Raw genomic sequence first — 22,120 nt, forward strand, 5'->3', positions numbered from 1 at the left:
TTGTTCATTTGTTCCTGCTAAATTGTAAGCCAAGATGCAAAGATTTGATCCGATTCGACCGTTTTATGATGCCGAAGTCAATGAAGCCATTCAATCGGCTGTAAATCATCCGATGATGAAGGCGTTGATGAGCTTCACTTTCCCAGATGTGGAAGAAGAAGTTTGGAAAAATCAACTCAAAAAAACACATTCAATTCGTGATTTTCAATGTAATTTCATCTATCAATCCATTCAAAAAGTATTGGAAAAAAGCTCGGAAGGATTATCTACTTCGGGTTTTGAAAAATTGCAGCCCAACACATCGTATCTTTTTATTTCCAATCACAGAGATATTATTTTAGACACTTCATTACTGAATGTTGCGCTATTTGATCACGGATTAGTGATGACAGCCTCAGCAATCGGAGATAATTTGGTTAAAAAATCATTTATAAAAACGCTATCAAAACTCAATAGAAATTTTTTAGTACAACGAGGTTTGTCCCCAAGGGAATTGTTGGAAAGTTCAAAATTGCTATCGGAATACATCGGACAATTATTGTTGCGTGAAAATCGTTCGGTTTGGATTGCGCAACGCGAAGGGCGAACAAAAGATGGTAACGATGCAACACATTCCGGCGTATTGAAAATGCTGGCAATGGGTTCAGATGAAGTTAATTTAATTGACTATTTTAAGAAAATAAAAATTGTTCCTGTTTCGATTTCGTATGAATATGACCCAACCGATGCTTTGAAAATGCCCCAGTTAATTGCCGAAGCCAATGACGAAATTTACATCAAGGAAAAAAATGAAGATTTTATTACACTGTTAAGCGGAATAATCGGTCAAAAGAAACACATTCACATTCATGTTGGCGATATTTTAGATGCCGAATTAGATAAAATTGAACAAGAATTTGATAACACAAATAAGCAAGTTCAGGCTTTGGCGCAGACTATTGACGACTCCATTTTGCAGAGCTATAAACTTTGGCCAACGAATTATATAGCATATGATTTATTGAATAAATCCAATACCTATAGCCATTTCTATACAGAAAACGAAAAATCATTGTTTGAACGAAGACTGGAAATGAAGATTGACGTAAACAATCCGCAAATGGTAGAAAGTTTTTTAGCGATGTATGCCAATCCGGTGGTGAATAAATCAAAATATTTGAATGCAAACTAAACCCAACATACTTTTAATATACACCGGTGGAACTATTGGTATGATAAAAGATTTTGAAACGGGTGTTTTAAAAGCGTTCAACTTTAAAAAGCTATTGCAAAAAATTCCGGAACTCAAGCATTTGGATTGCGATATCGAAACGATTTCCTTTAAAAAACCTATTGATTCCTCGAATATAAATCCGGAAAAATGGATTGAAATTGCAGAAATCATTGAAAGCAACTACGCCAACTTTGATGGATTTGTGGTGCTTCACGGTTCGGATACGATGTCGTATTCTGCATCAGCCTTGAGTTTTATGCTAGAGAATTTGAATAAACCGGTTGTATTTACAGGTTCTCAATTGCCAATAGGAGATTTAAGAACCGATGCTAAAGAAAATCTGATTACGGCTATACAAATCGCCTCGTTGCAACAAAAAGGGAAATCCGTAATACATGAAGTCTGTTTGTATTTTGAATACAAATTATATCGCGGAAACCGAACAACAAAAATAAATGCGGAACATTTTAAAGCGTTTGCTTCGCCCAATTTTCAACAGTTAGCAGAATCAGGAGTTCATTTGAATGTTAATACCAATTTGGTTTTGCCAAAGCAATCGGCCAAAAAATTAGTAGTCCATAAAAAATTGGACAGTAATGTAGTGATTGTAAAAATGTTCCCGGGCATTAATGAATCTGTTTTATCGGCGATTATTGAAATTCCAAATTTAAAAGGAATACTCCTTGAAACCTATGGTTCGGGTAACGCACCAACAGAAGAATGGTTTATTCAAACCTTGAAAAAAGCCATAAAAAAAGGGTTGTACATCATCAATGTTACCCAATGTTCTGGTGGAAGTGTTAACATGGGGCAATATGAAACCAGTTCACAATTGAAGAAAATAGGAGTTATTTCTGGAAAAGACATTACTACGGAAGCTGCCGTTACAAAACTGATGTACTTGTTGGGGCAAAATGTAGCTCCGGCTGTTTTTAAAACTATTTTTGAGACCTCTCTTCGTGGCGAAATGCAGTAATAAATTATTAAACTAACTTTTTTTACTGAAAAAATTTGTTGTTCTTTGCATCCCAATAGAAAGGTGGCCGAGTGGCTGAAGGCGCACGCTTGGAAAGCGTGTTTATGGTAACATAACGAGGGTTCGAATCCCTTCCTTTCTGCGATAAAACCAAAGCGGTAGCTTTGGTTTTTTGTTTTTCACAGCGCGTCGAAAGTTCACTTTCGTAAGCGATGAGGAAAACAAAAAGCCAGCCTTGCAAAGGCTAAGGTTTTATCGCACAAGATTCCCCAAACGGGAACAGCGTAGCTAATCCCTTTTTACTATGAAACCTATCTCGTCGAAAGTTCACTTTCGTAAGCGATGAGGAAAACAAAAAGCCAGCCTTGCAAAGGCTAAGGTTTTATCGCCCAAGATTTCCCGCCAAGGGATCACCGCAGGTAATCCCTTTTACTATGAAAGGCGAAAGTTTACTTTCGTAAGCGCTCTGAAAAACAAAAAGCTAGCCTTGCAAAGGCTAAGGTTTTATCGGCCAAGATTACTTTACTTGGGCTTTTTTAGCTAGACTAAAGTTAAATTTTCTTTCAAAAAGTTGCACAACCAGAATAATCTTGCCATATTTGTGTAATATAATTCAAATGAAATCAAATTTTTTCCATAACAGTATTTGTTGTTGTTTCTCAAAAAAAGAGGAGTCATTTGTTATGGACTAATGCTATCATATAGTTTTTAAACAATGAGACTCTTCAATTTTTTGAAGGGTTTTTTGTTTTTAGAGCATTCTCAAAATCAAATTTTATACTATGAAATCAGTAAACAAAGCAATATACCAATCCAATTTTCTGGAAAAGAGAATTTTGCTGAATAAAAAGAAAGCTAAATATTGGATCAATGAACTAACCTATTGGCTGTTTTGTTCCAACAAAGAATATATTGAATATGATTTTTTCGAACAAAAAGAGGTTGAACTAAAAACGGTTTTAAAAGAATTATTAGAGCAAGAAGAGTTTTCAAATGAGGAATCAACTCAGTTAACAGAAGATTTCTTCAGTACTATTAGTGAAGTCTACAAAAAGCTTTTGCAGGATTTAAAAACAATTTTGGCTTTTGACCCAGCTGCCAAATCAAGGAATGAAGTCTTGATTGCTTATCCAGGTTTTTTTGCCATAACAGTGCATAGGGTTGCGTATGTTTTATGGAAGAAAAACGTGTTTATTTTGTCCCGATTCATTGCTGAATATGCCCATAGCAAAACAGGAATCGACATTCATCCAGCAGCAACCATAGGAGAAAGTTTCTTTATTGATCATGGAACTGGAATAGTAATAGGTGAAACAGCAGTTATCGGTAAAAATGTAAAAATTTACCAAGGCGTAACTTTGGGAGCGTTGACAGTAAGCAAAGACAAAGCCTCAGAAAAACGTCATCCTACTATAGAAGATGATGTTGTGATTTATGCCAATGCCACTATTTTAGGAGGCAATACCACTATTGGTAAAGGCGCTGTAATTGGCGGGAATGTTTGGATTACGAATTCTATTCCGGCACAATCTTTAGTTTTTCATAAAAGTGAAATCATTATAAAAAATATTCAAAACTTCCCTGAAGCAATAAATTTTAGTATTTAATTTAATAAAAAACATATGAAAGCAAACAACATTTTAGGAACCATCGGCAATACGCCCGTTGTAAAATTGAGTCGATTATTTGAAAACAGAAATGTTTGGATAAAATTGGAACGAAACAATCCAGGAAACAGTATCAAGGATAGAATTGCCTTAGCTATGGTTGAAGACGCTGAAAAGAAAGGGCTTTTAAACCCTGATAGTGTCATTATTGAGCCAACTTCGGGTAACACCGGAATTGGATTAGCATTGGTAGCTGCCGTAAAAGGATACAAAGTTATTTTGGTTATGCCCGAATCGATGAGTGTCGAAAGAAGAAAACTAATGGAAATCTACGGAGCTGAATTCGAATTGACACCTCGTGAAAAAGGAATGAAAGGTGCTATCGAAAGAGCAGCGGAACTCGTTAACGAAACCCCAAACTCTTGGTCACCAAAACAATTTGAAAATCAAGCGAATATTGATATTCATAAAACTACTACAGCATTGGAAATATTAGCCGATTTCCCTGAAGGATTGGATTATATCATTACCGGAGTTGGAACTGGCGGGCACATTACAGGTGTTTCCGAAGTTTTAAAAGAAAAATTTCCAAATCTAAAAGTCATTGCTGTCGAACCTGAATTATCTCCTGTATTAAGCGGTGGTAGTCCATCGCCACACCCAATACAGGGAATTGGAGCCGGGTTCATTCCTCAAAATTATCATGCCGCTGCTATCGATGAAATCATTCAAGTGAGTAAAGATGAAGCTTACGAATTTGCCAGAGCTATTGCCAAAAAAGAAGGAATTTTGGTTGGCGTTTCTTCGGGAGCTTCTTTGGCGGCTGTTGCCAAAAAACTGCAAGAGATTCCAAATGATGCCAGTGTATTGACTTTTAATTATGATACAGGAGAAAGATATTTATCCATAGAAGGATTGTTTTAATTTTTCAATCAAAATATTTCATAAAAAACACCTTTTTGCAAAGGTGTTTTTTCGTAAGTTTATGGCTTATAACATCAGTATGCGAATCGGTCTTTTCATCATAACATTTTTTACTACGCTTAGCATTTTTGCTCAGGAAACTGAAATCAAGAAAGAGGTTAAAGATGAAATTGATTTTGATGCCATTGATTCGTTATATCGCGAAGACCAATTTTATTTAAACATTACTTATAACGCATTACAGAAGCGTCCTGATGGTATTACCCAAAACAAACTTTCTCCGGGAATTGCTATTGGTTTTTTGAGAGATATGCCCATTAATAAAAAACGAACAGTTTCTATAGCAGCTGGTTTGGGCTATACATTGGCGATTTACAATCAAAATTTAGGAATTACAGAAACAAATGGGGCATATACCTATCAGGTTTTGGATTCTGGGGTTTCATTTACCAAAAACAAATTATCATTTCATTATATTGATTTGCCTATAGAATTCAGATGGCGAAACTCGACTCCTGAAAGTCATATATTTTGGCGCGTTCATTCTGGAGTAAAATTGAGTTATCTTTTTTATGACCAATACAAATCGGTTTCGTCAAGCGGGACAGTTACCATTTCTAACAATAAGGATTTGAATCAATTTCAATATGGAGTTTATTTAGCTTTTGGTTGGAATACCTGGAATTTCTCTGCTTATTATGGGTTAAATCCGTTGTTTAAATCTTCAGCCAAAATAGACAGTCAATCGATTAATATGAATACAATCAATTTCGGTCTGATGTTCTATATTCTATAACCAAAAATAGAGTAAAATACTTTGTGGAATCACGCCACACAAAAAACCAACAAACAATTCTTTATTTGAATGTGCTTTCATAACTAAACGCGAAGAAGCAACAAGTCCATTCATCACTACAAAAAAAGTAACCATATTGATGGTGTTAATTTGGTTATGAATGCTTAACCCAATTATAAAAACGGTTAGTGAACTAATGCCAATCATGTGAATACTCGCTTTGAATTTGGCATACAATAACAGAAATGCAAAAATGGTACTTAACAATCCTCCAACAAAAAAGAAATACAAGCTTGGAAATCGGTCAATCGTGATGCTTTTTTCTATTAAAACCGCAAATAGCATTAGCTGTAATAACAAAGGAATTTTACGTTGCGAAATATCAGAAAGCATGACACTTTCTATTTTTCCGAAAGTTCTCAGGAGATAAAAAAACGCAATGGGTAATAGGAAAGTAATGATGATTATTTGCAGAAAAAGAATGAAGTATTGTGGTAAAGTAAAATACCGAGCTTCGAGCAAAACATAAAAAAAAGTTCCTAAAAACGGAATGAAAATAGGGTGAAAGAGATACGAAAAAAAAGGAAGGATTTTTTTCAAAGTGCTATTGTTAAATCTTTTTCCTCATTCTGGCCACAGGAATATCAAGCAAGTCTCTGTATTTAGCAATGGTTCTTCGGGCAATTGGATAGCCTTTTTCTTTTAGGATTTCGGCCAACTGATCATCAGGCAAAGGTTTGTTTTTGTCTTCTTCTTCGATAATGTTTTTCAGAATTTTTTTGATTTCAAGCGTAGAAACATCTTCGCCCTGATCGTTTTTCATGGATTCCGAAAAATACTCTTTTATTAATTTGGTGCCATAAGGTGTGTCGACATATTTACTATTCGCAACACGGGAAACCGTAGAAATATCAAGCCCAACCATATCGGCGATGTCTTTCAAAATCATTGGTTTCAATTTGGTTTCTTCGCCATCAAGGAAATATTCCTGCTGGAAATGCATAATCGCATTCATCGTTACAAAAAGCGTTTCCTGACGTTGTCGAATTGCATCGATAAACCATTTGGCTGAATCCAATTTTTGCTTGATAAACTGCACCGCATCTTTTTGCGAATTCGATTTGTCTTTGGAGACTTTATAGGTTTGCAGCATCTCCTGATAATCTTTGGAAACGTGCAAAGTTGGAGCATTTCTACCGTTCAACGTAAGTTCTAATTCGCCATCAACAATTCGGATAGCAAAATCGGGAACAATTTGTTCTACCGTTCGGCTGTTGCTGTCAAAAGCACCACCTGGTTTTGGATTTAATTTTTCAATTTCTTCAATCGCCTTTTTTAGTTGCTCTTTCGAAATTTCGTACGTTGACTGAAGTTTTTCGTAATGTTTTTTGGTAAAAGCATCAAAATTGTTCTCTATAATATTGATTGCCAAATCAACATATTCTGTTGGCGTTTTGTGTCGGAGTTGTAATAACAAACATTCGTGCAAATCTCTTGCGCCAACACCGGAAGGCTCTAAGTCATGAATGATATGCAGAATTTTTTCCACGCTTTTTTCATCCGTATAAACGCCTTGTGTAAACGCCATATCGTCTACAATGTCTTGAACATTTCTGCGCAAATAACCATCATCATCAATACTGCCAACCAAAAATTCAGCGATATCGCGCTGTTCATCCGATAAGATAAAAGTATTTAACTGATTGATTAAATCTTGGTGAAAACTTGTTGATGCCGCAAAAGGCATTTGTCGTTCTTCATCATCGTCACTATAATTATTGGCCTGCAATTTATAATCGGGCGTTTCGTCGTTACTTAAATATTCATCAATATTGATTTCGTCAGTGTCAATGTTGTCGCTACCTTCATAATCATCATAATCATCTTCATTATTGTCGAATTCATCTTTCTCATACAATTCTTCCTCTTCTTTACCACTTTCCAAAGCCGGATTTTCTACCATTTCCTCTTTGAGTCGTTGCTCAAAAGCCTGCGTAGGCAATTGTATCAACTTCATCAACTGAATTTGTTGAGGTGATAGTTTTTGTGATAATTTTAGATTTAGAAACTGCTTTAACATATTTGTTTGTTTATGGTTTGTTGTTTGTGGTTTATAGTTATCTACAAACTATAAACCATAAACTATAAACATTTTTTAGAATTCTGCATTTTGTGGCGTTCTTGGAAATGGAATTACGTCGCGGATGTTTGTCATTCCAGTTACGAATAATACCAATCTTTCAAATCCTAATCCGAAACCTGAATGCACTGCCGAACCAAATCTTCGTGTATCTAAATACCACCAAAGTTCCTCTTCGTCAATGCCTAAGGCTTTCATTTTTTCAACCAAAACATCATAACGTTCTTCTCTTTGCGAACCTCCAACAATTTCTCCAATTCCGGGGAAAAGAATATCCATGGCGCGAACGGTTTTTCCGTCTTCGTTCAAACGCATGTAAAATGCTTTGATGTTGGCTGGATAATCAAACAAAATCACCGGACATTTAAAGTGTTTTTCAACCAAATATCTTTCGTGTTCACTTTGTAAATCGGCGCCCCATTCGTTGATGATATAACTGAATTTTTTCTTTTTATTCGGAGTAGAATCTCTTAAAATATCAATAGCTTCGGTATAAGATACACGTTTGAAATTGGTTGACAAAACGAAGTTTAATTTCTCCAATAAAGACATTTCGCTTCTTTCAGCTTGTGGTTTTTGTTTTTCTTCTTCAGCTAAACGACCTTCAAGGAATTTCAAATCTTCGGCACATTTATCCATCGTATATTTAATTACATATTGGATAAAATCTTCAGCCAAATCCATATTGTCATTCAAATCATTGAAAGCCACTTCCGGTTCAATCATCCAGAATTCAGCCAAATGACGCGAAGTATTTGAATTTTCAGCTCTAAATGTTGGTCCGAAAGTATAAATCTGTCCCAAAGCCATCGCAAAAGTTTCCCCTTCTAATTGTCCCGAAACCGTTAGGTTTGTATGTTTCCCGAAGAAATCTTTTTTGTAATCAATGTTTCCTTCTTCGTTTTTTGGCAAATTGTCTAATGGCAATGAGGTTACTTGGAACATTTCTCCCGCACCTTCGGCATCGGCACCCGTAATTACAGGAGTATTCACATACACAAAACCTTTTTCCTGAAAATATTGATGCACCGCAAAAGCCAAAACCGAACGCACTCTCATAATCGCTCCGAAAGCATTGGTACGAACACGTAAATGTGCATTTTCACGCAAGAATTCCAATGAATGTTTCTTTGGCTGCATCGGGAATTTCTCGGCATCAGAATCGCCTAAAATTTCTAATTTAGAAACCTGGATTTCATATTTCTGACCGGCACCTTTACTTTCTACCAAAGCTCCGGTTACCGAAACTGCAGCTCCGGTTGTAATTCTTTTCAAAATTTCTTCAGGCGTGTTTTCAAAATCGACAACACACTGAATATTATTAATTGTCGAACCATCGTTCAACGCTATAAATTGATTGTTTCTAAAAGTTCTTACCCAACCTTTTGCATTTACTTCTGTAATCGTTGTTTCACCGTTTAGTAAGCTTTTAACTTTTGTATGTTTCATTTAAATATCAGATATAAAATTTTAAATAGTAGATGTTATAATCTAAACGCAAATATAATTTATTTATTGTTCATTTCCAGTTCGTCAATTTCCTCATCTGTGCGTTCCAAAATATCGATAGTTGGTTCTGGTAAATCCTGTTCATTAGCCAATCTTTTATTCAAGGTTAAAACCAATGACGGAAGCAAAACTAAATTAGACAACATTCCGAAGAATAAGGTTAGTGCAACTAATCCGCCTAAGGCAACCGTTCCGCCAAAACTAGACAGCATGAATACCGAAAAACCAAAAAACAAAATGATTGAAGTATAGAACATGCTGATTCCAGCATCCTCAAATGTGGCAAAAACGGATTTTTTGATTTTCCAGTCGTTGCGCGATAATTCGAGTCGGTATTGTGCCAAAAAGCGCAAGGTATCATCGACCGACATTCCGAAAGCAATTCCGAAAACTAATAAAGTTGATGGTTTTAACGGAATGCCCAAAAAGCCCATCAATCCAGCGGTCATCAATAATGGTAATAGATTTGGAATTATCGAAACCAAAACCATCTTAAACGATCGGAACATAATGGCAACCAACCCTCCGGTTAGGAAAAAGGCAAACAATAATGAAGACAGTAAATTGTCTAATAAGTATTTAGTTCCTTTTTGGAATACCGATGCTTTCCCCGTTATGATAACTTCATATCTTGGCGAAGGAAATAATTTATTCACTTTGTTCCGAATGTGCGCTTCAATAGCTTCCATTCGTTCCCCGTTTTCGTCTTTGATAAATGTTGTCATTCTGGCCACACTTCCATCTGCAGTAATGTAACTTTTCAGTTGATTGTCTTTGTCGTTTTTAAGTGAGTTTTTGATATATGGCAACAAGAAAATTTCTTCTTGAGATGATGGTAAAGTGTAAAAATCCGGATTTCCATTGTAATACGCCTGATTGAAACTTTTGGCAATATTTACGATGGACAACGGCTTTGAAAGTTCGGGAATATCGGAAATCGTATGTTCCAATTCTTCCATTTTTCTCAGATTGGATAGCTTCATTGCACCATTTTTCCTCTTGGTATCAATCATGATTTCCAAGGGCAGCACGCCGTCAAATTCCTTTTCGAAGAAACGGATATCATCAAAAAACGCTGTCTTTTTAGGCATATCTTCCAAGATACTTCCCGAAACCTTGATTTCGTATATTCCGACAATTCCAAAAACTAGCAAACAAACAGCGGTAATGTATACGCCAATACGCTTGTATTTCACTGTATTTACTATCCATCTCAAAAACGACGTCAAAGACTCACGTTCTAAATGTCCGAGATGCCTCTGAATTGGAGGCGGAATATAACTGAAGAAGACAGGGATAATTAGCAAACTCAGTAAATAGATAGCCATAATATTGATCGTAGTAACTACGCCAAATTCTCTCAACAATACATTATTGGTTGCAATAAACGTTGCAAAACCAACTGCAGTTGTAATATTGGTTATCAATGTTGCGGTTCCGGTTTTGGTAATTACACGTTGTAATGCCTTAGCCTTATTGGAATGTTTGTGGTATTCCTGATGGTATTTATTGATAAAGAAAATACAATTCGGGATTCCGATTACGATAACCAATGTTGGAACCAAAGCAGTCAATACTGTAATCTCGTAACCCAAGGCACCAATTATTCCAAATGACCAGACTACACCGATAATCACGACAATAAGTGACGCCATTGTTGCTCTGAACGAACGGAAAAAGTAAAAGAAAATCAGTGAAGTGATTAGCAAAGCTGCTCCAATAAACAAACCAATTTCGTCGATAATGGTTTTGGCATTCAACGTTCGGATATAAGGCATACCCGAAGTATGTAATTCGATTCCGGTTGTTTTTTTAAATTTGGCAAGAGCCGGAATTAAATTGTTCAAAACGTATTCCTTTCGGGCTTTCGTATTGACAATCTTTTTGTCTAAGTAAATGGCAGAGCGGATTGCGCCTGTTTTTTTGTTGAACAACAAGCCTTCATAAAAAGGCAGTTTGGTGAATAGTTCTTTTTGAATCTGTTTCAGATAGCCTTCGTCCTGAATTTTGCTGTCATCCACCAATGGTTTTAATTCGAATTTTTCAAGCGAATCATTTTTGGTAAGTTTTTGCAGATTATCTACTGAAACTACTAGACTTACTTCTTTACTTGACTTGATAGTATTCATCAAATCGCGCCATTCAAGATAAACTTTCGGGGTAAATAGTTTTTTGTCTTTGGTTGCAATGACAATCAAATTGCCTTCTTCACCAAAATGATCCAGGAATTTATCGTAATCTAAATTTACTTTGTCGTTAGCAGGAATTAAATTGGCTTCTGTTTGCGTAAACCGTATGTGTTTGAATTGCGTTATCAGCATTCCTGTAACGACAAGAATACCTATTATAATAGCAATACGATTTCTTAAGATTATCCGAGCGATAAATTCCCAAAAACCAATACCTGACAACTTTTTCATAAATCCTAAAATGGGTTGCAAAGGTAATCAAAACGGCAAAAGAAGTAGACCATTTGCATAAAGTTTTCCTTAATTTATGCGAGATTAAATGGCTAATTTTAAATAATTGTTAATAGCATAAAAAAAACTAAAAAAAATCAGCTTGTTTTTAGCATCTTTGTATGCACAAGCGGCAACTATTTTTGGATGAGAAATTTTAAAAACTCTTTATTTTATATTTTCATTACAGGTGGATTTACCTATTTGATATATAGAATTGTTGAACAAGGAAAACTACTGGAAGTTGGCAGAAAAATAGTTTCTCCTTCATCAGATGATAGTCAATGGGTTCAGTTTCTTTCTTCATTATTTCACAATTTACAGCATCCATTAGCATTATTACTATTCCAAATTATTACGATTGTTGTTGTTGCCAGAATTTTTGGTTGGATTTTTAGAAAAATTGGACAGCCTTCCGTTATTGGAGAAATCATTGCCGGTATTGTTCTTGGGCCATCACTTTTTGGACAGTATTTCCCGGATATGAAAGAAGCACTTTTCCCAGTGGCTTCACTTGGAAATCTTCAAATGTTGAGTCAGATTGGTTTGATACTTTTCATGTTTGTGATAGGCATGGAATTAGATTTGAAAGTCTTAAAAAACAAAGCCAACGAAGCAGTTGTAATCAGTCATGCGAGCATTATAATTCCGTTTGCTTTGGGTATTGGATTATCCTATTATATCTATCATCAATTTGCACCGCCTGGTATAGAGTTTTTATCGTTTAGTTTGTTTATGGGAATTGCCATGAGCATCACGGCATTTCCGGTTTTGGCTCGAATTGTTCAAGAACGAGGCATTCATAAAACCCGATTAGGAACTATTGTTATCACGTGTGCTGCGGCCGATGATATTACTGCTTGGTGTATATTGGCAGCAGTTATTGCCATCGTAAAAGCAGGAAGTTTTGTGAGTGCGTTGTATGTTATTGGGTTAGCGGTTGCTTATGTTCTAATGATGCTGTTTGTAGTTAAACCATTCCTAAAACGAATTGGGGATTTATATGCCAAAAAAGATAATATTAAAAAATCGGTTGTAGCTATATTTTTCCTGACACTTATTGTATCTTCTTATTTGACTGAAATCATTGGTATTCATGCATTGTTTGGTGCTTTTATGACAGGTGTTATTATGCCAGATATATCGAAATTCAGAAATGTTTTTATTGAAAAAGTAGAAGATGTTGCCCTGATTTTATTATTGCCATTGTTCTTTGTTTTCACTGGATTGCGAACAGAAATAGGTTTAATAAACGAACCTTATTTGTGGAAAATTACTGGATTTATCATTTTAGTTGCTGTTGCCGGAAAATTCTTTGGAAGTGCTTTAGCGGCAAAATTTGTTGGACAAAGTTGGCGCGATAGTTTAACTATTGGTGCTTTGATGAACACGCGTGGTTTGATGGAATTGGTTGTGTTAAACATTGGTTACGAATTGGGTGTGCTTTCGCCAAAAGTCTTTACGATGATGGTAATTATGGCGTTGGTTACTACTTTTATGACTGGTCCGGCGTTGGATATTATTAATTTTATTTTTAAAACCAAAGATGCCATTATTCCTTCAGAGGTTAAAAAGAGTTCCGATTATAATATTCTTATTTCTTTTGGGAACAATCAGAAAGGAAAATCACTACTCCGTTTAGCAAACAGTCTTGTTAAAAAGCAACCCGATTCTGCAAATGTGACGGCTATGCATTTAACGGCAAGTGATGAAATGCACGCGTATAATTTGCAAGAATATGAAACCCACACTTTTGAGCCTATTGTGAAAGAATCTCGAAAACTAGAACAACATATCACCACTATTTTCAAAGCAACCAACGATATTGAAACTGATATTGCTAACATTGCACATGAAGGGAAATATGATTTGGTATTGGTTGGTTTGGGGAAATCTATTTTTGAAGGAACCTTACTAGGGAAAGTGCTAGGATTTACCACAAGAATTATCAATCCGGATAGATTATTGGATAAATTTAAAGGGAAAGAAGGATTGTTTGAAAATTCACCTTTTGATGACAGAACACGTTTGATAATTTCCAAAACCAAACCACCACTTGGCGTTTTGATTGATAAAGATCTGCATCAAATTGATAAAGTATTCGTTGGTATTTATAGCGTTGGCGATGTTTTTCTGATTGATTACGCCCAAAAATTAATATTCAATAATGATTCTCATGTTACGATTTTGGACAGTAACGGACATACTAAAAATAACTTTATTGTTGAAAATGCTTTAGCTGCTTTAGAACAAAATCATCCGGATAACATCGAAGTGTTACATCCTGATCAACTCAACAAACCATTTTTGGCTCAGCAAGATTTAATCGTTTTTAGTTTAGAAACTTGGAAAAAATTGGTTGATGACGAGGTTTCTTGGCTTACGGACATTCCTTCGGTTTTGATAATTAAGCCGTAATTAAAATCCAAAATCAAAAACAAAACTTAGTTTGACCGCTAAGTTATCTTCAAATCGAGGCAGTTGGTTTGGGCCATATCTGTAAAATCCAGTTAATCCAAAACCTTTATAAATTTGATTCAATTCGATACCCGATTCAAAGAAACCTTGGTCTAAAGTTTTGTATGCAATGCCAACGTGACGTTCAGGATGTTGCAGATTTCCCCATGCCATTCGTGTTACTAAAACCATTGATGGCTTCACTTTTTTTAACAATTCCAGTCTTTTTAATCCATGTTTGAATTGAAGCATCACAAATTCACTCGAAAAGAATTCATTGAAATAAATCGTCTCAAAACTGTTTTTTCCAGCAATGGTTATTCTTTGTAAAAGATTGTCTTTGGTCAGATTATTTGGTGAAGTATTGTACAAGTGCGTGATTGGAAGTGCTCCAAAAGCATAACCTGCTTGTAGTAAAACAGTCGATTTTTGTCCGTTTAAATATTTTTTTTCATACTCAATTCGGGCATCAACTTTTCCAAAATTAAAATCATTAGCAAAGAAATTTGGCAGCGATTTAGTAAACTGAAATGCGAACTTTGGGTATCGTTTTTCATATTCAATTTTACCATTTGGTGTTTGCATAAGATCGCTAAAAGGATTCCATTGTATAGAAAACATTGCCGTTGTCATCGTAAAATCACTATACAAATGATTATTATAATTGAAAGTGTAATTAAACAACGGACTTATTTCGCTATGTGAAAGCTGCCAAATAGTTTCTGTTTTTGGAATAATTTTGGTTTCAATATAGCCACGCCACGTTTTGTGATTATAGAAAGTACTGATGTTGATTGGCCGAGGATCATAGAGTTTAAAAACCCTTTTGTCTGTAGCAAAACTGGTACTCGCAATCTCGCGAACATCGTCAGTATACGAACCACCAATCCAAGTGTTGGAAAAATTACCAATTCTAAAAGCCGTTCCTAAATTGTACTTTATGTTTTCATCTTTCAAGCCATACGCTGTATAGCCTTCAATACGAAGTTTTTTCGAAAAAGCATCATTGGTAATACCGCCAATTCCAACGCGAAATCCTTCATAATTATTATAACTCAAAAGATAACGCAAATCAAAATCAAACGGACCAAATGGCACATAACCATTGATAATTTTTCTGCCAAATTTGATTTTTTTCTCTATATTTTGTTTAGTTATGATACTGTCTAAGACGACATAAGTTCTCTCGCTTCTCGTGTCCAAACTATCCATTCTGTTTTGGTTCCAAAAAGCGTCGTCTCTTTTGTTGGCATTATCTTTAACTTCAATGGCAACAAAAGATTTTTTAATTTTCAGATTGTTATTCACCGCTATATCAAAAGCTTGCATTTCGGAAGAAAGATAAGTGAAATCGGAAGCCGCTTTTTTCGAATTGGTATCATCATTTTCGGCAGCAAATTCAATTCGACCGCCCAAAATTTTGGTAGGCTCTTTACTTTTTCCTTTGACTATTTTAAAGTTTTTCCGAATAGGAAACCAAATTTTTTCTTCGGGCAAATAGGTAAATTCGTGAATTCCGGTAATGTCTAAAACGCCACGAATTCGCATCACCGCTTTAGCGATAGCATTGTTTTCTTGGTCAACATATAGTAAGCCTTCCAAGCCTTTCTTGTTTTTATTTTTAAAATATAAAACAAACACCTGTCGATTGTCAATTGAAGTTGTGTCAAGAATTTTATACCGATATTCTTTGAGGGCTGCATTGGAAATTGGGCTTTTGTACTTGGTTTCAAAAAGCTCGTATTTATCATCATAAATAGAAAATGACTGCAGACTAAATCCTAAAAACTCATAAATAGGTTCTTTAAAACCAGCCATTTTGGTGCCCAAAATAGTTTCTTTTAGTATTGGTTTTTCAAACTGAAATTGTGATACTTTTTCGGTTAGAAACAAATGTTGTTTGTCAATAATTTTCTTAAACTTATAATCGGACGAATCTATTTTGGCAATTTTATCTTTGGAAACTGCATTCACAAAAACGGTATCAATTTTCCCGACAATTGAGTCAGGATTTGCTGTCACCAATAATTTAGTATACGATTTGAATTGAAAACTATTCAATTTTTTTTGCGGATTGTTGTTTTCTTTTTCTCTGATTACCTTGGCAATAATGGCATTTGCAGGATTTATATTTGAAATGCTTACTTCCTTCAGCACATCAATTTTTGGTAAAAGATAAAGCGTAAAAAAAGTTTTTATCTCGAATAGCGAAATGGTTTTTGATTCATAGCCAACATAGGAAACCGTCAATGTTTCGGGTTGTGATGCCAAAAGAAAATTGAACTTCCCATCAACATCGGCAATAGTAGAAAAGCCATTCTCGGTTTTTATAGTGGCAAACGGAAGCGCTTTTTTTGTTTCAGAATCTTTTATAATTCCATTGACTTGGAATTGTGCTTGTAGCGACAGCGTGAAAAATAAAAATAGTAGAAATAGTCGCTTCATTTGAAAGTAATTGGCAGCAATGATTTGACAAAAATAGGAATAAAAAAATCCGTCTCGATGTATCAGGACGGATTTAATATTGAATTAATAAAGTTACACTTTCATGATTTCGGCTTCTTTGATAGTCAAATGTTCATCCACTTTTCGGATAAAACCATCCGTCAGTTTTTGAATGTCTTCTTCAGCAGATTTACAAATGTCTTCAGAAGTTCCTTCTTTTTCTAATTTCTTGATATCAGTGTTGGCATCTTTACGCGCATTTCGAATACTAATTTTAGCATCTTCTGCTTCTGATTTTGCTTGCTTTACCAAATCGCGTCTTCTTTCTTCAGTTAAAGGCGGAACGCTTATGATTATATTTTCACCATTATTCATTGGATTGAAGCCAATATTTGCCACCATAATTGCTTTTTCTATGGGCTGCAACATACTTTTTTCATACGGTTGAATGGTAATCGTTCGGGCATCTGGAACATTCACATTGGAAACTTGAGATAATGGTGTTTGAGAACCATAATAGTCTACAAAAACACTACCCAACATTTGTGGTGATGCTTTTCCGGCGCGTATGTTTAAAAATTCTTTTTCTAAATGTGCAATAGAACCAACCATTGATTCTTTTGTACTGTCTAAAATAAATTCTATTTCTTCCATTTTATTTGGTTTATGGTTTTGGGTTTGTGGTTTTGGGTTAACAATAAACTATAAACAACAAACTATAAACTATATTTTCACAACGGTTCCAACATTTTCTCCGCTGCAAATTTTCAATAAATTTCCTTTTTTATTCATATCAAAAACCACAATTGGCAATGCGTTTTCCTGACTTAAAGTAAATGCCGTTGAATCCATAACGTTCAATCCTTTTTTGATAACGTCATCAAAAGTAATGCTTTCGAATTTTACGGCATTGGTGTTTTTTTCAGGATCAGAATCATAAATTCCATCAACACGTGTTCCTTTCAAAATCACATCAGCATGCACTTCAACGCCACGAAGAACCGCAGCAGTATCAGTAGTAAAATAAGGGTTTCCTGTTCCCGCACCAAAAATAACAATTCTTCCTTTTTCAAGATGACGCACCGCTCTTCTTTTGATATAAGGCTCGGCAATCGCTTCAATTTTTAAAGCCGTTTGCAAACGTGTCAACATTCCTTTGTCTTCCAATGCGCCTTGTAAAGCCATTCCGTTGATAACTGTTGCCAACATTCCCATATAATCGCCTTGAACTCTATCCATACCGTTACTGGCTCCGGCAATTCCTCTAAAGATATTTCCACCACCAATAACAATGGCAATTTCTACACCTTTATTATGAATTTCTTTAATTTCATCAGCATATTCAGCAAGACGTTTTGGGTCAATTCCATACTGTCTGTCGCCCATTAAAGCTTCACCACTTAGTTTTAGAAGAATTCTTTTGTATTTCATTGGTATGTCCTTTTTAATTTAAAATTTGACTGAGACTATAAAGCCGAATGTCCACTGGACATTCTCCTCTTAATATCAAAAGTGATGCAAATATAAACATATTCTCTTTTTTTATGGTATTTGGTAAAAAGAATGTTAACCAACAATTATCATGTTTTTTGACATGTGGGTTTTGTAACTTCGCAGCATCAAAATGCAGTTATGAAATCGATTATAGAAAAAAGCCTTTTGCAAAGTCACAGTTACACGGATTATAGAAATCAAATCAAAGCCTTATTAAATGAAGGGAAATCAACAGGCAACGAACAATCGGAAGCATTGACACATTACAGCGAACTGAACGAAACCAGAATGAATCGTTTAGAGAAAACGATTGTAATTGCAGATGAAAATGTGCAAAAACTGCAGCGTTTACAAAAGGAATATATTTGGTTAGTCATTTCCGAAGGTTGGTGTGGCGATGCAGCGCAGCTTCTTCCTATCATTTATAAAATGGCACAACTCTCAGAAAATATAGAATTAAAAATCGCTTTTCGCGATGAAAATGATGACTTGATGAATTTGTTTTTAACCAATGGCACTAAGTCAATTCCGAAGTTAATTATTCTTGATAAAAACACCTTAGAAGTTTTGGGTGATTTCGGACCAAGACCAATTGGCGCAACACAATTAATTTTGGATTATAAAAAGCAATACGGACTAATTGACGAAAAAGGGAAAACCGATTTGCAACTTTGGTATTTGCACGACAAAGGATTATCGACTCAAAAGGAAATAATAGATTTAATAAATGCTTTGGAATAATTATTTAAAATTGTAGGTCAATCCAAGGCAGAAGCTACCTATTTTTTCATCTGTGATTTTGCTGAAACCGTATTGACAAAGTTCTATATACAAACCAATCCCACCATTATCGGGTTCTTCAATTCCCAAGCTTATTTTTTTAAAATAACCGGCTAATTTATCTTTCCCGAGAGCAAAAGATCTTCCAAAACCGGCTTCTACAAAATAGCGTAAATCCATTCCGCCTCTTGGACAAATTTTGAGTGATCCAAATACGGGTGCCACCACTAAACATTTACTGCCTTTCCAATCAATTCCTAAATTCGCACCAATGCCAATCCAGTCGACTGGCTTCACGCCAAATCCAAATCGGGCGTTAATTCCGTCAGGTAAAAACCAATATTCACTTTCACCTGTGTAAGGATCGATTTCTCCGGCATATTGATTGGCTTTTATAGGAACCGAAAAGTCTAATTTTGCATACGAATGTCTAGGCTCTTTTACGTCTGTTTGTTTTGGTGTTTCCTGTGAATAACCAAGGCAGCAAAAAAATAAGATGGATAATAATACATAAACTCTCATAATCTTCAATATTATTTCTCGAATTCTTCCGGAGAAATACCGTTTTCAACAGAGAAATCTCCAATTTTTGTTCGGCGTAAAGCGGATAAATGCGCTCCAGAATTTAGTGCTTTCCCAAAGTCAAAAGCAAGTGAACGAATGTATGTTCCTTTGCTACAAACTACTCTGAATTCTATTTTAGGCATATCAAATTTAGTAATTTCAAATTCATATATGGTAGTTTTTCTGGAAGAAATTTCAACTTCTTCTCCTGCACGGGCGTGTTCGTATAATCGTTTCCCATCTTTTTTTATGGCAGAGAAAACGGGCGGTTTTTGGTCAATTTCACCAACGAATTGTTTTACCGTTTCCTGAATTAATTCAGATGTAATATGTTCTGATGGAAAAGTAGCGTCAACTTCGGTTTCTAAATCATAGGAAGGCGTTGTTGCACCAACAGTAATTGTTCCGGTATATTCTTTTGCTTGCGCCTGAATTTCTGTAATTCGTTTGGTAAATTTTCCGGTGCAAACAATCAGTAAGCCTGTCGCCAATGGATCTAAAGTGCCTGCATGACCAATTTTGAATTTTTTAGGAAGATTGTATTTGCGTTTTAAAATGTACTTCAATTTATTCACCGCCTGAAACGAAGACCAAGTCAAAGGTTTGTCAATCAAAAGGATTTGACCTTCTAAAAAGTCTTCGGAAGTCATTAGATTGTCGTTAATTTCATGATGCAGAAATGAATAATCAGAATAGCTAAACCAGCTACAATTCGGTAATAACCAAACATTTTAAAACCATGTTTAGATAAATATCCAATGAAAGATTTGATAGCTAACATTGCTACAATAAAGGCTACAACATTTCCAATAATCAAAAAGTTAATCTGATCGGGGTTTAAGTCAAAACCGTCTTTATAATAATCATAACATTTTTTAACTGTCGCGCCAAGCATTGTTGGAACCGCCAAGAAAAATGAAAATTCAGCCGCAGTTTTTCGAGATAATTTTTGTGACATTCCACCAATGATACTCGCCCCACTTCGGGAAACTCCTGGAATCATAGCCAAACATTGGAACAAACCAATTTTTAAAGCTGTAGCATAACTTATTTTTTCAGTTTCCTGAGTTTCCTCTTTTTGTGTAAACCAATCATCAACTTTTAATAAAATGATTCCACCAAGTACTAACGAAACTGCAACAGTTACCGGATTTTCCAACAAAGCATCAATCTTTTTGCTGAAAAGCAATCCAAAAACAACAGCCGGAATAAAGGCAACTAAAAGTTTAAAGTAAAAATCGAGTGTTTGAAAAAATCGCTTGAAGTATAAAACAACCACCGAAAGTATCGCGCCAAGCTGAATCACGACAGTAAATAATTTGGTAAAATCGTCATGAGCAATGCCAAAAAATGACGAAGCAATAATCATATGACCAGTTGAAGAAATCGGAAGAAATTCAGTTATTCCTTCAATAATGGCTAGTACAATAGCCTGTAAATAATCCATTATTTAGCTTTAGATTTTTTGAAAATAGAATAAATCGTAATTCCAAAACCGATTAAAACTACGGTTGGTGCCAAACGAATTCTTCTAAAACTGAAAACATCTTCGCTAAAAACGGTTGGGTCATCGCTTCCGCCGCCACTCATCAAAATAAACCCTAAAGCGATAACTCCAATCCCAATCAACAGGATTTTATAGTTTCCCTTTTCAAAAAGAAAATCAGGTTTTTGCTCGTTGTTTTTCATATTGTCATTGCGAGGAACGACGCAATCTCGTCCTCTTTTTAAGTTTATAATTTCTTAATAAAGATCATCAGTTCTCAAATTCAAAAAGCGCTGTGTAGCAAAGTAAGTGCTTATCCATGTAATCACAACACCTAGAACCAAAACACTCAGAAGAACTACTGTAATAGCTAATTTATCTTCTATTATGCCAAGATTTGGGAACGTAGTTTGAATATAAACTAATACGCCAATCAAAGCAAATATGGCTAATGCAGAACCAATCAATCCCAGAAAAACGCTGCGTTGAATAAATGGTTTTCTGATAAATGATTTGGTTGCGCCAACCATTTGCATGGTTTTAATAATAAATCGGTTAGCGAAGATTGATAAACGCAATGAACTATTGATTAGTAATACCGAAACAAAGGCAAAAACACAACTGATAATCAAAATCCACATACTGATATTCTTGATGTTATCATTGACTAAAGTTACTAGTTGCTTATCATAAACGATATCGGCAATCATTTCGTTTTTGCGTAGTCGATTTTCAATTTTAGCAATGCCGGCATTGGTAACATAATCGGCTTTCAAGTGAATGTCAAAAGAATTCTGAAGTGGATTAACACCTAAAAACTGCATAAAATCCTCGCCAATTACTTTCATGTGTTTTTTAGCGGCTGCTTCTTTCGAGACATATTCAAAAGATTTTGCAAATTTTGCCGTTTTCAATTCACTTGTAAAAGCGGTTATTGTTGAATCAGATGCTTCTGTTTTAAAGAAAACAGTCATCGCGATTTCTTCTTTGAAATTGTCTGATAATCGTTTGGAATTGATTACAAACAGTCCCAAAATCCCCAATAAAAACAACACTAAAAAGATACTCAACACGACCGAAAAATAGGAAGTAATAACTCTGCGTTTCTGGAACTTTTCAAATGATGATAACATAAATGGTTTTTTGATGTGGTAAAAATAATAAAGAAAATTGTTTTTCTTCTTTATAACGTACAAACTTTTAACTTTATTATAATAAACGTAAATTTGCCGCTTAAATTTCTTTTGCGCACTACACCTGTCAGGTTTTT

General features: G+C 35.1%; 19 protein-coding genes and 1 tRNA gene. 8 read left to right on the forward strand and 12 right to left on the reverse strand.

Going from position 1 to position 22,120, the window contains the following annotated elements:
• Positions 1–34 precede the first annotated feature (34 nt).
• From RMN97_RS12025 to RMN97_RS12050, 6 genes are all read left to right on the forward strand, one after another.
• Positions 35–1,171, forward strand: coding sequence for a 1-acyl-sn-glycerol-3-phosphate acyltransferase (locus tag RMN97_RS12025; RefSeq protein ID WP_309614765.1), 1,137 nt, complete (start codon positions 35–37; stop codon positions 1,169–1,171).
• Positions 1,161–2,189, forward strand: coding sequence for an asparaginase (locus tag RMN97_RS12030; protein ID WP_309614766.1), 1,029 nt, complete (start codon positions 1,161–1,163; stop codon positions 2,187–2,189). The genes RMN97_RS12025 and RMN97_RS12030 overlap by 11 nt, the downstream gene beginning before the upstream one ends.
• Before the next feature lie 57 nt (positions 2,190–2,246).
• Positions 2,247–2,331, forward strand: a tRNA-Ser gene (locus RMN97_RS12035).
• 640 nt (positions 2,332–2,971) lie between these two features.
• On the forward strand, positions 2,972–3,796 hold the full coding sequence (epsC, locus tag RMN97_RS12040; RefSeq protein ID WP_309614767.1) for a serine O-acetyltransferase EpsC: 825 nt from the start codon (positions 2,972–2,974) through the stop codon (positions 3,794–3,796).
• A 15-nt stretch (positions 3,797–3,811) separates the two neighbouring features.
• Entirely contained in the window at positions 3,812–4,720 is a 909-nt protein-coding gene (gene cysK, locus RMN97_RS12045; protein ID WP_309614768.1) for a cysteine synthase A, read from the forward strand.
• A 61-nt stretch (positions 4,721–4,781) separates the two neighbouring features.
• Positions 4,782–5,516 carry a porin family protein gene (locus RMN97_RS12050; protein ID WP_309614769.1) on the forward strand — a complete coding sequence of 245 codons (735 nt, stop codon included), beginning with the start codon at positions 4,782–4,784 and terminating at the stop codon, positions 5,514–5,516.
• On the opposite strand, the gene RMN97_RS12055 is transcribed toward RMN97_RS12050, so the two are convergent.
• The 4 genes from RMN97_RS12055 to RMN97_RS12070 all read right to left on the reverse strand — a co-directional run bounded on the left by RMN97_RS12055 (position 5,511) and on the right by RMN97_RS12070 (position 11,585).
• Positions 5,511–6,116 carry a hypothetical protein gene (locus RMN97_RS12055; RefSeq protein ID WP_309614770.1) on the reverse strand — a complete coding sequence of 202 codons (606 nt, stop codon included), beginning with the start codon at positions 6,114–6,116 and terminating at the stop codon, positions 5,511–5,513. The two genes, RMN97_RS12050 and RMN97_RS12055, sit on opposite strands and share 6 nt — an antisense overlap.
• Before the next feature lie 10 nt (positions 6,117–6,126).
• On the reverse strand, positions 6,127–7,596 hold the full coding sequence (gene rpoN, locus RMN97_RS12060) for an RNA polymerase factor sigma-54 (protein WP_309614771.1): 1,470 nt from the start codon (positions 7,594–7,596) through the stop codon (positions 6,127–6,129).
• A 75-nt stretch (positions 7,597–7,671) separates the two neighbouring features.
• Complete coding sequence (gene asnS / locus RMN97_RS12065) at positions 7,672–9,105, reverse strand: asparagine--tRNA ligase (protein WP_309614772.1); 1,434 nt, start codon at positions 9,103–9,105, stop codon at positions 7,672–7,674.
• Between the two features lie 59 nt (positions 9,106–9,164).
• Positions 9,165–11,585: an MMPL family transporter gene (locus RMN97_RS12070; RefSeq protein ID WP_309614773.1), complete on the reverse strand. Its 2,421-nt coding sequence runs from the start codon at positions 11,583–11,585 to the stop codon at positions 9,165–9,167.
• Between the two features lie 186 nt (positions 11,586–11,771).
• Between RMN97_RS12070 and RMN97_RS12075 the strand changes: the two genes are divergently transcribed.
• Entirely contained in the window at positions 11,772–14,042 is a 2,271-nt protein-coding gene (locus RMN97_RS12075; RefSeq protein ID WP_309614774.1) for a cation:proton antiporter, read from the forward strand.
• Here the strand turns inward: RMN97_RS12075 and RMN97_RS12080 are convergent, their stop codons facing one another.
• From RMN97_RS12080 to pyrH, 3 genes are all read right to left on the reverse strand, one after another.
• Positions 14,043–16,526: a DUF5686 family protein gene (locus RMN97_RS12080; RefSeq protein ID WP_309614775.1), complete on the reverse strand. Its 2,484-nt coding sequence runs from the start codon at positions 16,524–16,526 to the stop codon at positions 14,043–14,045.
• Positions 16,527–16,619: 93 nt separating this feature from the next.
• Positions 16,620–17,180, reverse strand: a complete 561-nt coding sequence (frr, locus tag RMN97_RS12085; RefSeq protein ID WP_309614776.1) for a ribosome recycling factor — start codon at positions 17,178–17,180, stop codon at positions 16,620–16,622.
• Positions 17,181–17,249: 69 nt separating this feature from the next.
• Positions 17,250–17,957, reverse strand: a complete 708-nt coding sequence (gene pyrH, locus RMN97_RS12090; protein WP_309614777.1) for a UMP kinase — start codon at positions 17,955–17,957, stop codon at positions 17,250–17,252.
• Between the two features lie 201 nt (positions 17,958–18,158).
• Here pyrH and RMN97_RS12095 point away from each other — a divergent pair, with 201 nt between their 5' ends.
• Positions 18,159–18,761: a thioredoxin family protein gene (locus RMN97_RS12095; RefSeq protein WP_309614778.1), complete on the forward strand. Its 603-nt coding sequence runs from the start codon at positions 18,159–18,161 to the stop codon at positions 18,759–18,761.
• Here the strand turns inward: RMN97_RS12095 and RMN97_RS12100 are convergent, their stop codons facing one another.
• The 5 genes from RMN97_RS12100 to RMN97_RS12120 are packed head-to-tail and all read right to left on the reverse strand — an operon-like array spanning position 18,762 to position 21,983.
• Positions 18,762–19,322 carry a hypothetical protein gene (locus RMN97_RS12100; protein ID WP_309614779.1) on the reverse strand — a complete coding sequence of 187 codons (561 nt, stop codon included), beginning with the start codon at positions 19,320–19,322 and terminating at the stop codon, positions 18,762–18,764.
• An 11-nt stretch (positions 19,323–19,333) separates the two neighbouring features.
• A complete protein-coding gene (gene truB / locus RMN97_RS12105) occupies positions 19,334–20,014 on the reverse strand; it encodes a tRNA pseudouridine(55) synthase TruB (RefSeq protein ID WP_309614780.1) in 681 nt (226 codons plus the stop codon).
• On the reverse strand, positions 20,014–20,811 hold the full coding sequence (locus RMN97_RS12110; RefSeq protein ID WP_309614781.1) for an undecaprenyl-diphosphate phosphatase: 798 nt from the start codon (positions 20,809–20,811) through the stop codon (positions 20,014–20,016). The genes truB and RMN97_RS12110 overlap by 1 nt, the downstream gene beginning before the upstream one ends.
• Positions 20,811–21,053, reverse strand: a complete 243-nt coding sequence (locus RMN97_RS12115) for a DUF3098 domain-containing protein (RefSeq protein WP_309614782.1) — start codon at positions 21,051–21,053, stop codon at positions 20,811–20,813. The genes RMN97_RS12110 and RMN97_RS12115 overlap by 1 nt, the downstream gene beginning before the upstream one ends.
• 54 nt (positions 21,054–21,107) lie before the next feature.
• Positions 21,108–21,983: a permease-like cell division protein FtsX gene (locus RMN97_RS12120; RefSeq protein WP_309614783.1), complete on the reverse strand. Its 876-nt coding sequence runs from the start codon at positions 21,981–21,983 to the stop codon at positions 21,108–21,110.
• Between the last annotated feature and the right edge of the window lie 137 nt (positions 21,984–22,120).

It is taken from the genome of Flavobacterium sp. (assembly GCF_031381455.1).
Classification (GTDB): domain Bacteria; phylum Bacteroidota; class Bacteroidia; order Flavobacteriales; family Flavobacteriaceae; genus Flavobacterium.

Excerpts from the sequence above, each read along its gene's own strand:
- RMN97_RS12025 (WP_309614765.1), top strand. The coding sequence starts at position 35 with ATGCAAAGATTTGATCCGATTCGACCGTTTTATGATGCCGAAGTCAAT.
- RMN97_RS12030 (WP_309614766.1), top strand. The coding sequence starts at position 1,161 with ATGCAAACTAAACCCAACATACTTTTAATATACACCGGTGGAACTATT.
- epsC (WP_309614767.1), top strand. The coding sequence starts at position 2,972 with ATGAAATCAGTAAACAAAGCAATATACCAATCCAATTTTCTGGAAAAG.
- cysK (WP_309614768.1), top strand. The coding sequence starts at position 3,812 with ATGAAAGCAAACAACATTTTAGGAACCATCGGCAATACGCCCGTTGTA.
- RMN97_RS12050 (WP_309614769.1), top strand. The coding sequence starts at position 4,782 with ATGGCTTATAACATCAGTATGCGAATCGGTCTTTTCATCATAACATTT.
- rpoN (WP_309614771.1), bottom strand. The coding sequence starts at position 7,596 with ATGTTAAAGCAGTTTCTAAATCTAAAATTATCACAAAAACTATCACCT.
- asnS (WP_309614772.1), bottom strand. The coding sequence starts at position 9,105 with ATGAAACATACAAAAGTTAAAAGCTTACTAAACGGTGAAACAACGATT.
- RMN97_RS12070 (WP_309614773.1), bottom strand. The coding sequence starts at position 11,585 with ATGAAAAAGTTGTCAGGTATTGGTTTTTGGGAATTTATCGCTCGGATA.
- RMN97_RS12075 (WP_309614774.1), top strand. The coding sequence starts at position 11,772 with ATGAGAAATTTTAAAAACTCTTTATTTTATATTTTCATTACAGGTGGA.
- RMN97_RS12080 (WP_309614775.1), bottom strand. The coding sequence starts at position 16,526 with ATGAAGCGACTATTTCTACTATTTTTATTTTTCACGCTGTCGCTACAA.
- frr (WP_309614776.1), bottom strand. The coding sequence starts at position 17,180 with ATGGAAGAAATAGAATTTATTTTAGACAGTACAAAAGAATCAATGGTT.
- pyrH (WP_309614777.1), bottom strand. The coding sequence starts at position 17,957 with ATGAAATACAAAAGAATTCTTCTAAAACTAAGTGGTGAAGCTTTAATG.
- RMN97_RS12095 (WP_309614778.1), top strand. The coding sequence starts at position 18,159 with ATGAAATCGATTATAGAAAAAAGCCTTTTGCAAAGTCACAGTTACACG.
- RMN97_RS12100 (WP_309614779.1), bottom strand. The coding sequence starts at position 19,322 with ATGAGAGTTTATGTATTATTATCCATCTTATTTTTTTGCTGCCTTGGT.
- truB (WP_309614780.1), bottom strand. The coding sequence starts at position 20,014 with ATGACTTCCGAAGACTTTTTAGAAGGTCAAATCCTTTTGATTGACAAA.
- RMN97_RS12110 (WP_309614781.1), bottom strand. The coding sequence starts at position 20,811 with ATGGATTATTTACAGGCTATTGTACTAGCCATTATTGAAGGAATAACT.
- RMN97_RS12115 (WP_309614782.1), bottom strand. The coding sequence starts at position 21,053 with ATGAAAAACAACGAGCAAAAACCTGATTTTCTTTTTGAAAAGGGAAAC.
- RMN97_RS12120 (WP_309614783.1), bottom strand. The coding sequence starts at position 21,983 with ATGTTATCATCATTTGAAAAGTTCCAGAAACGCAGAGTTATTACTTCC.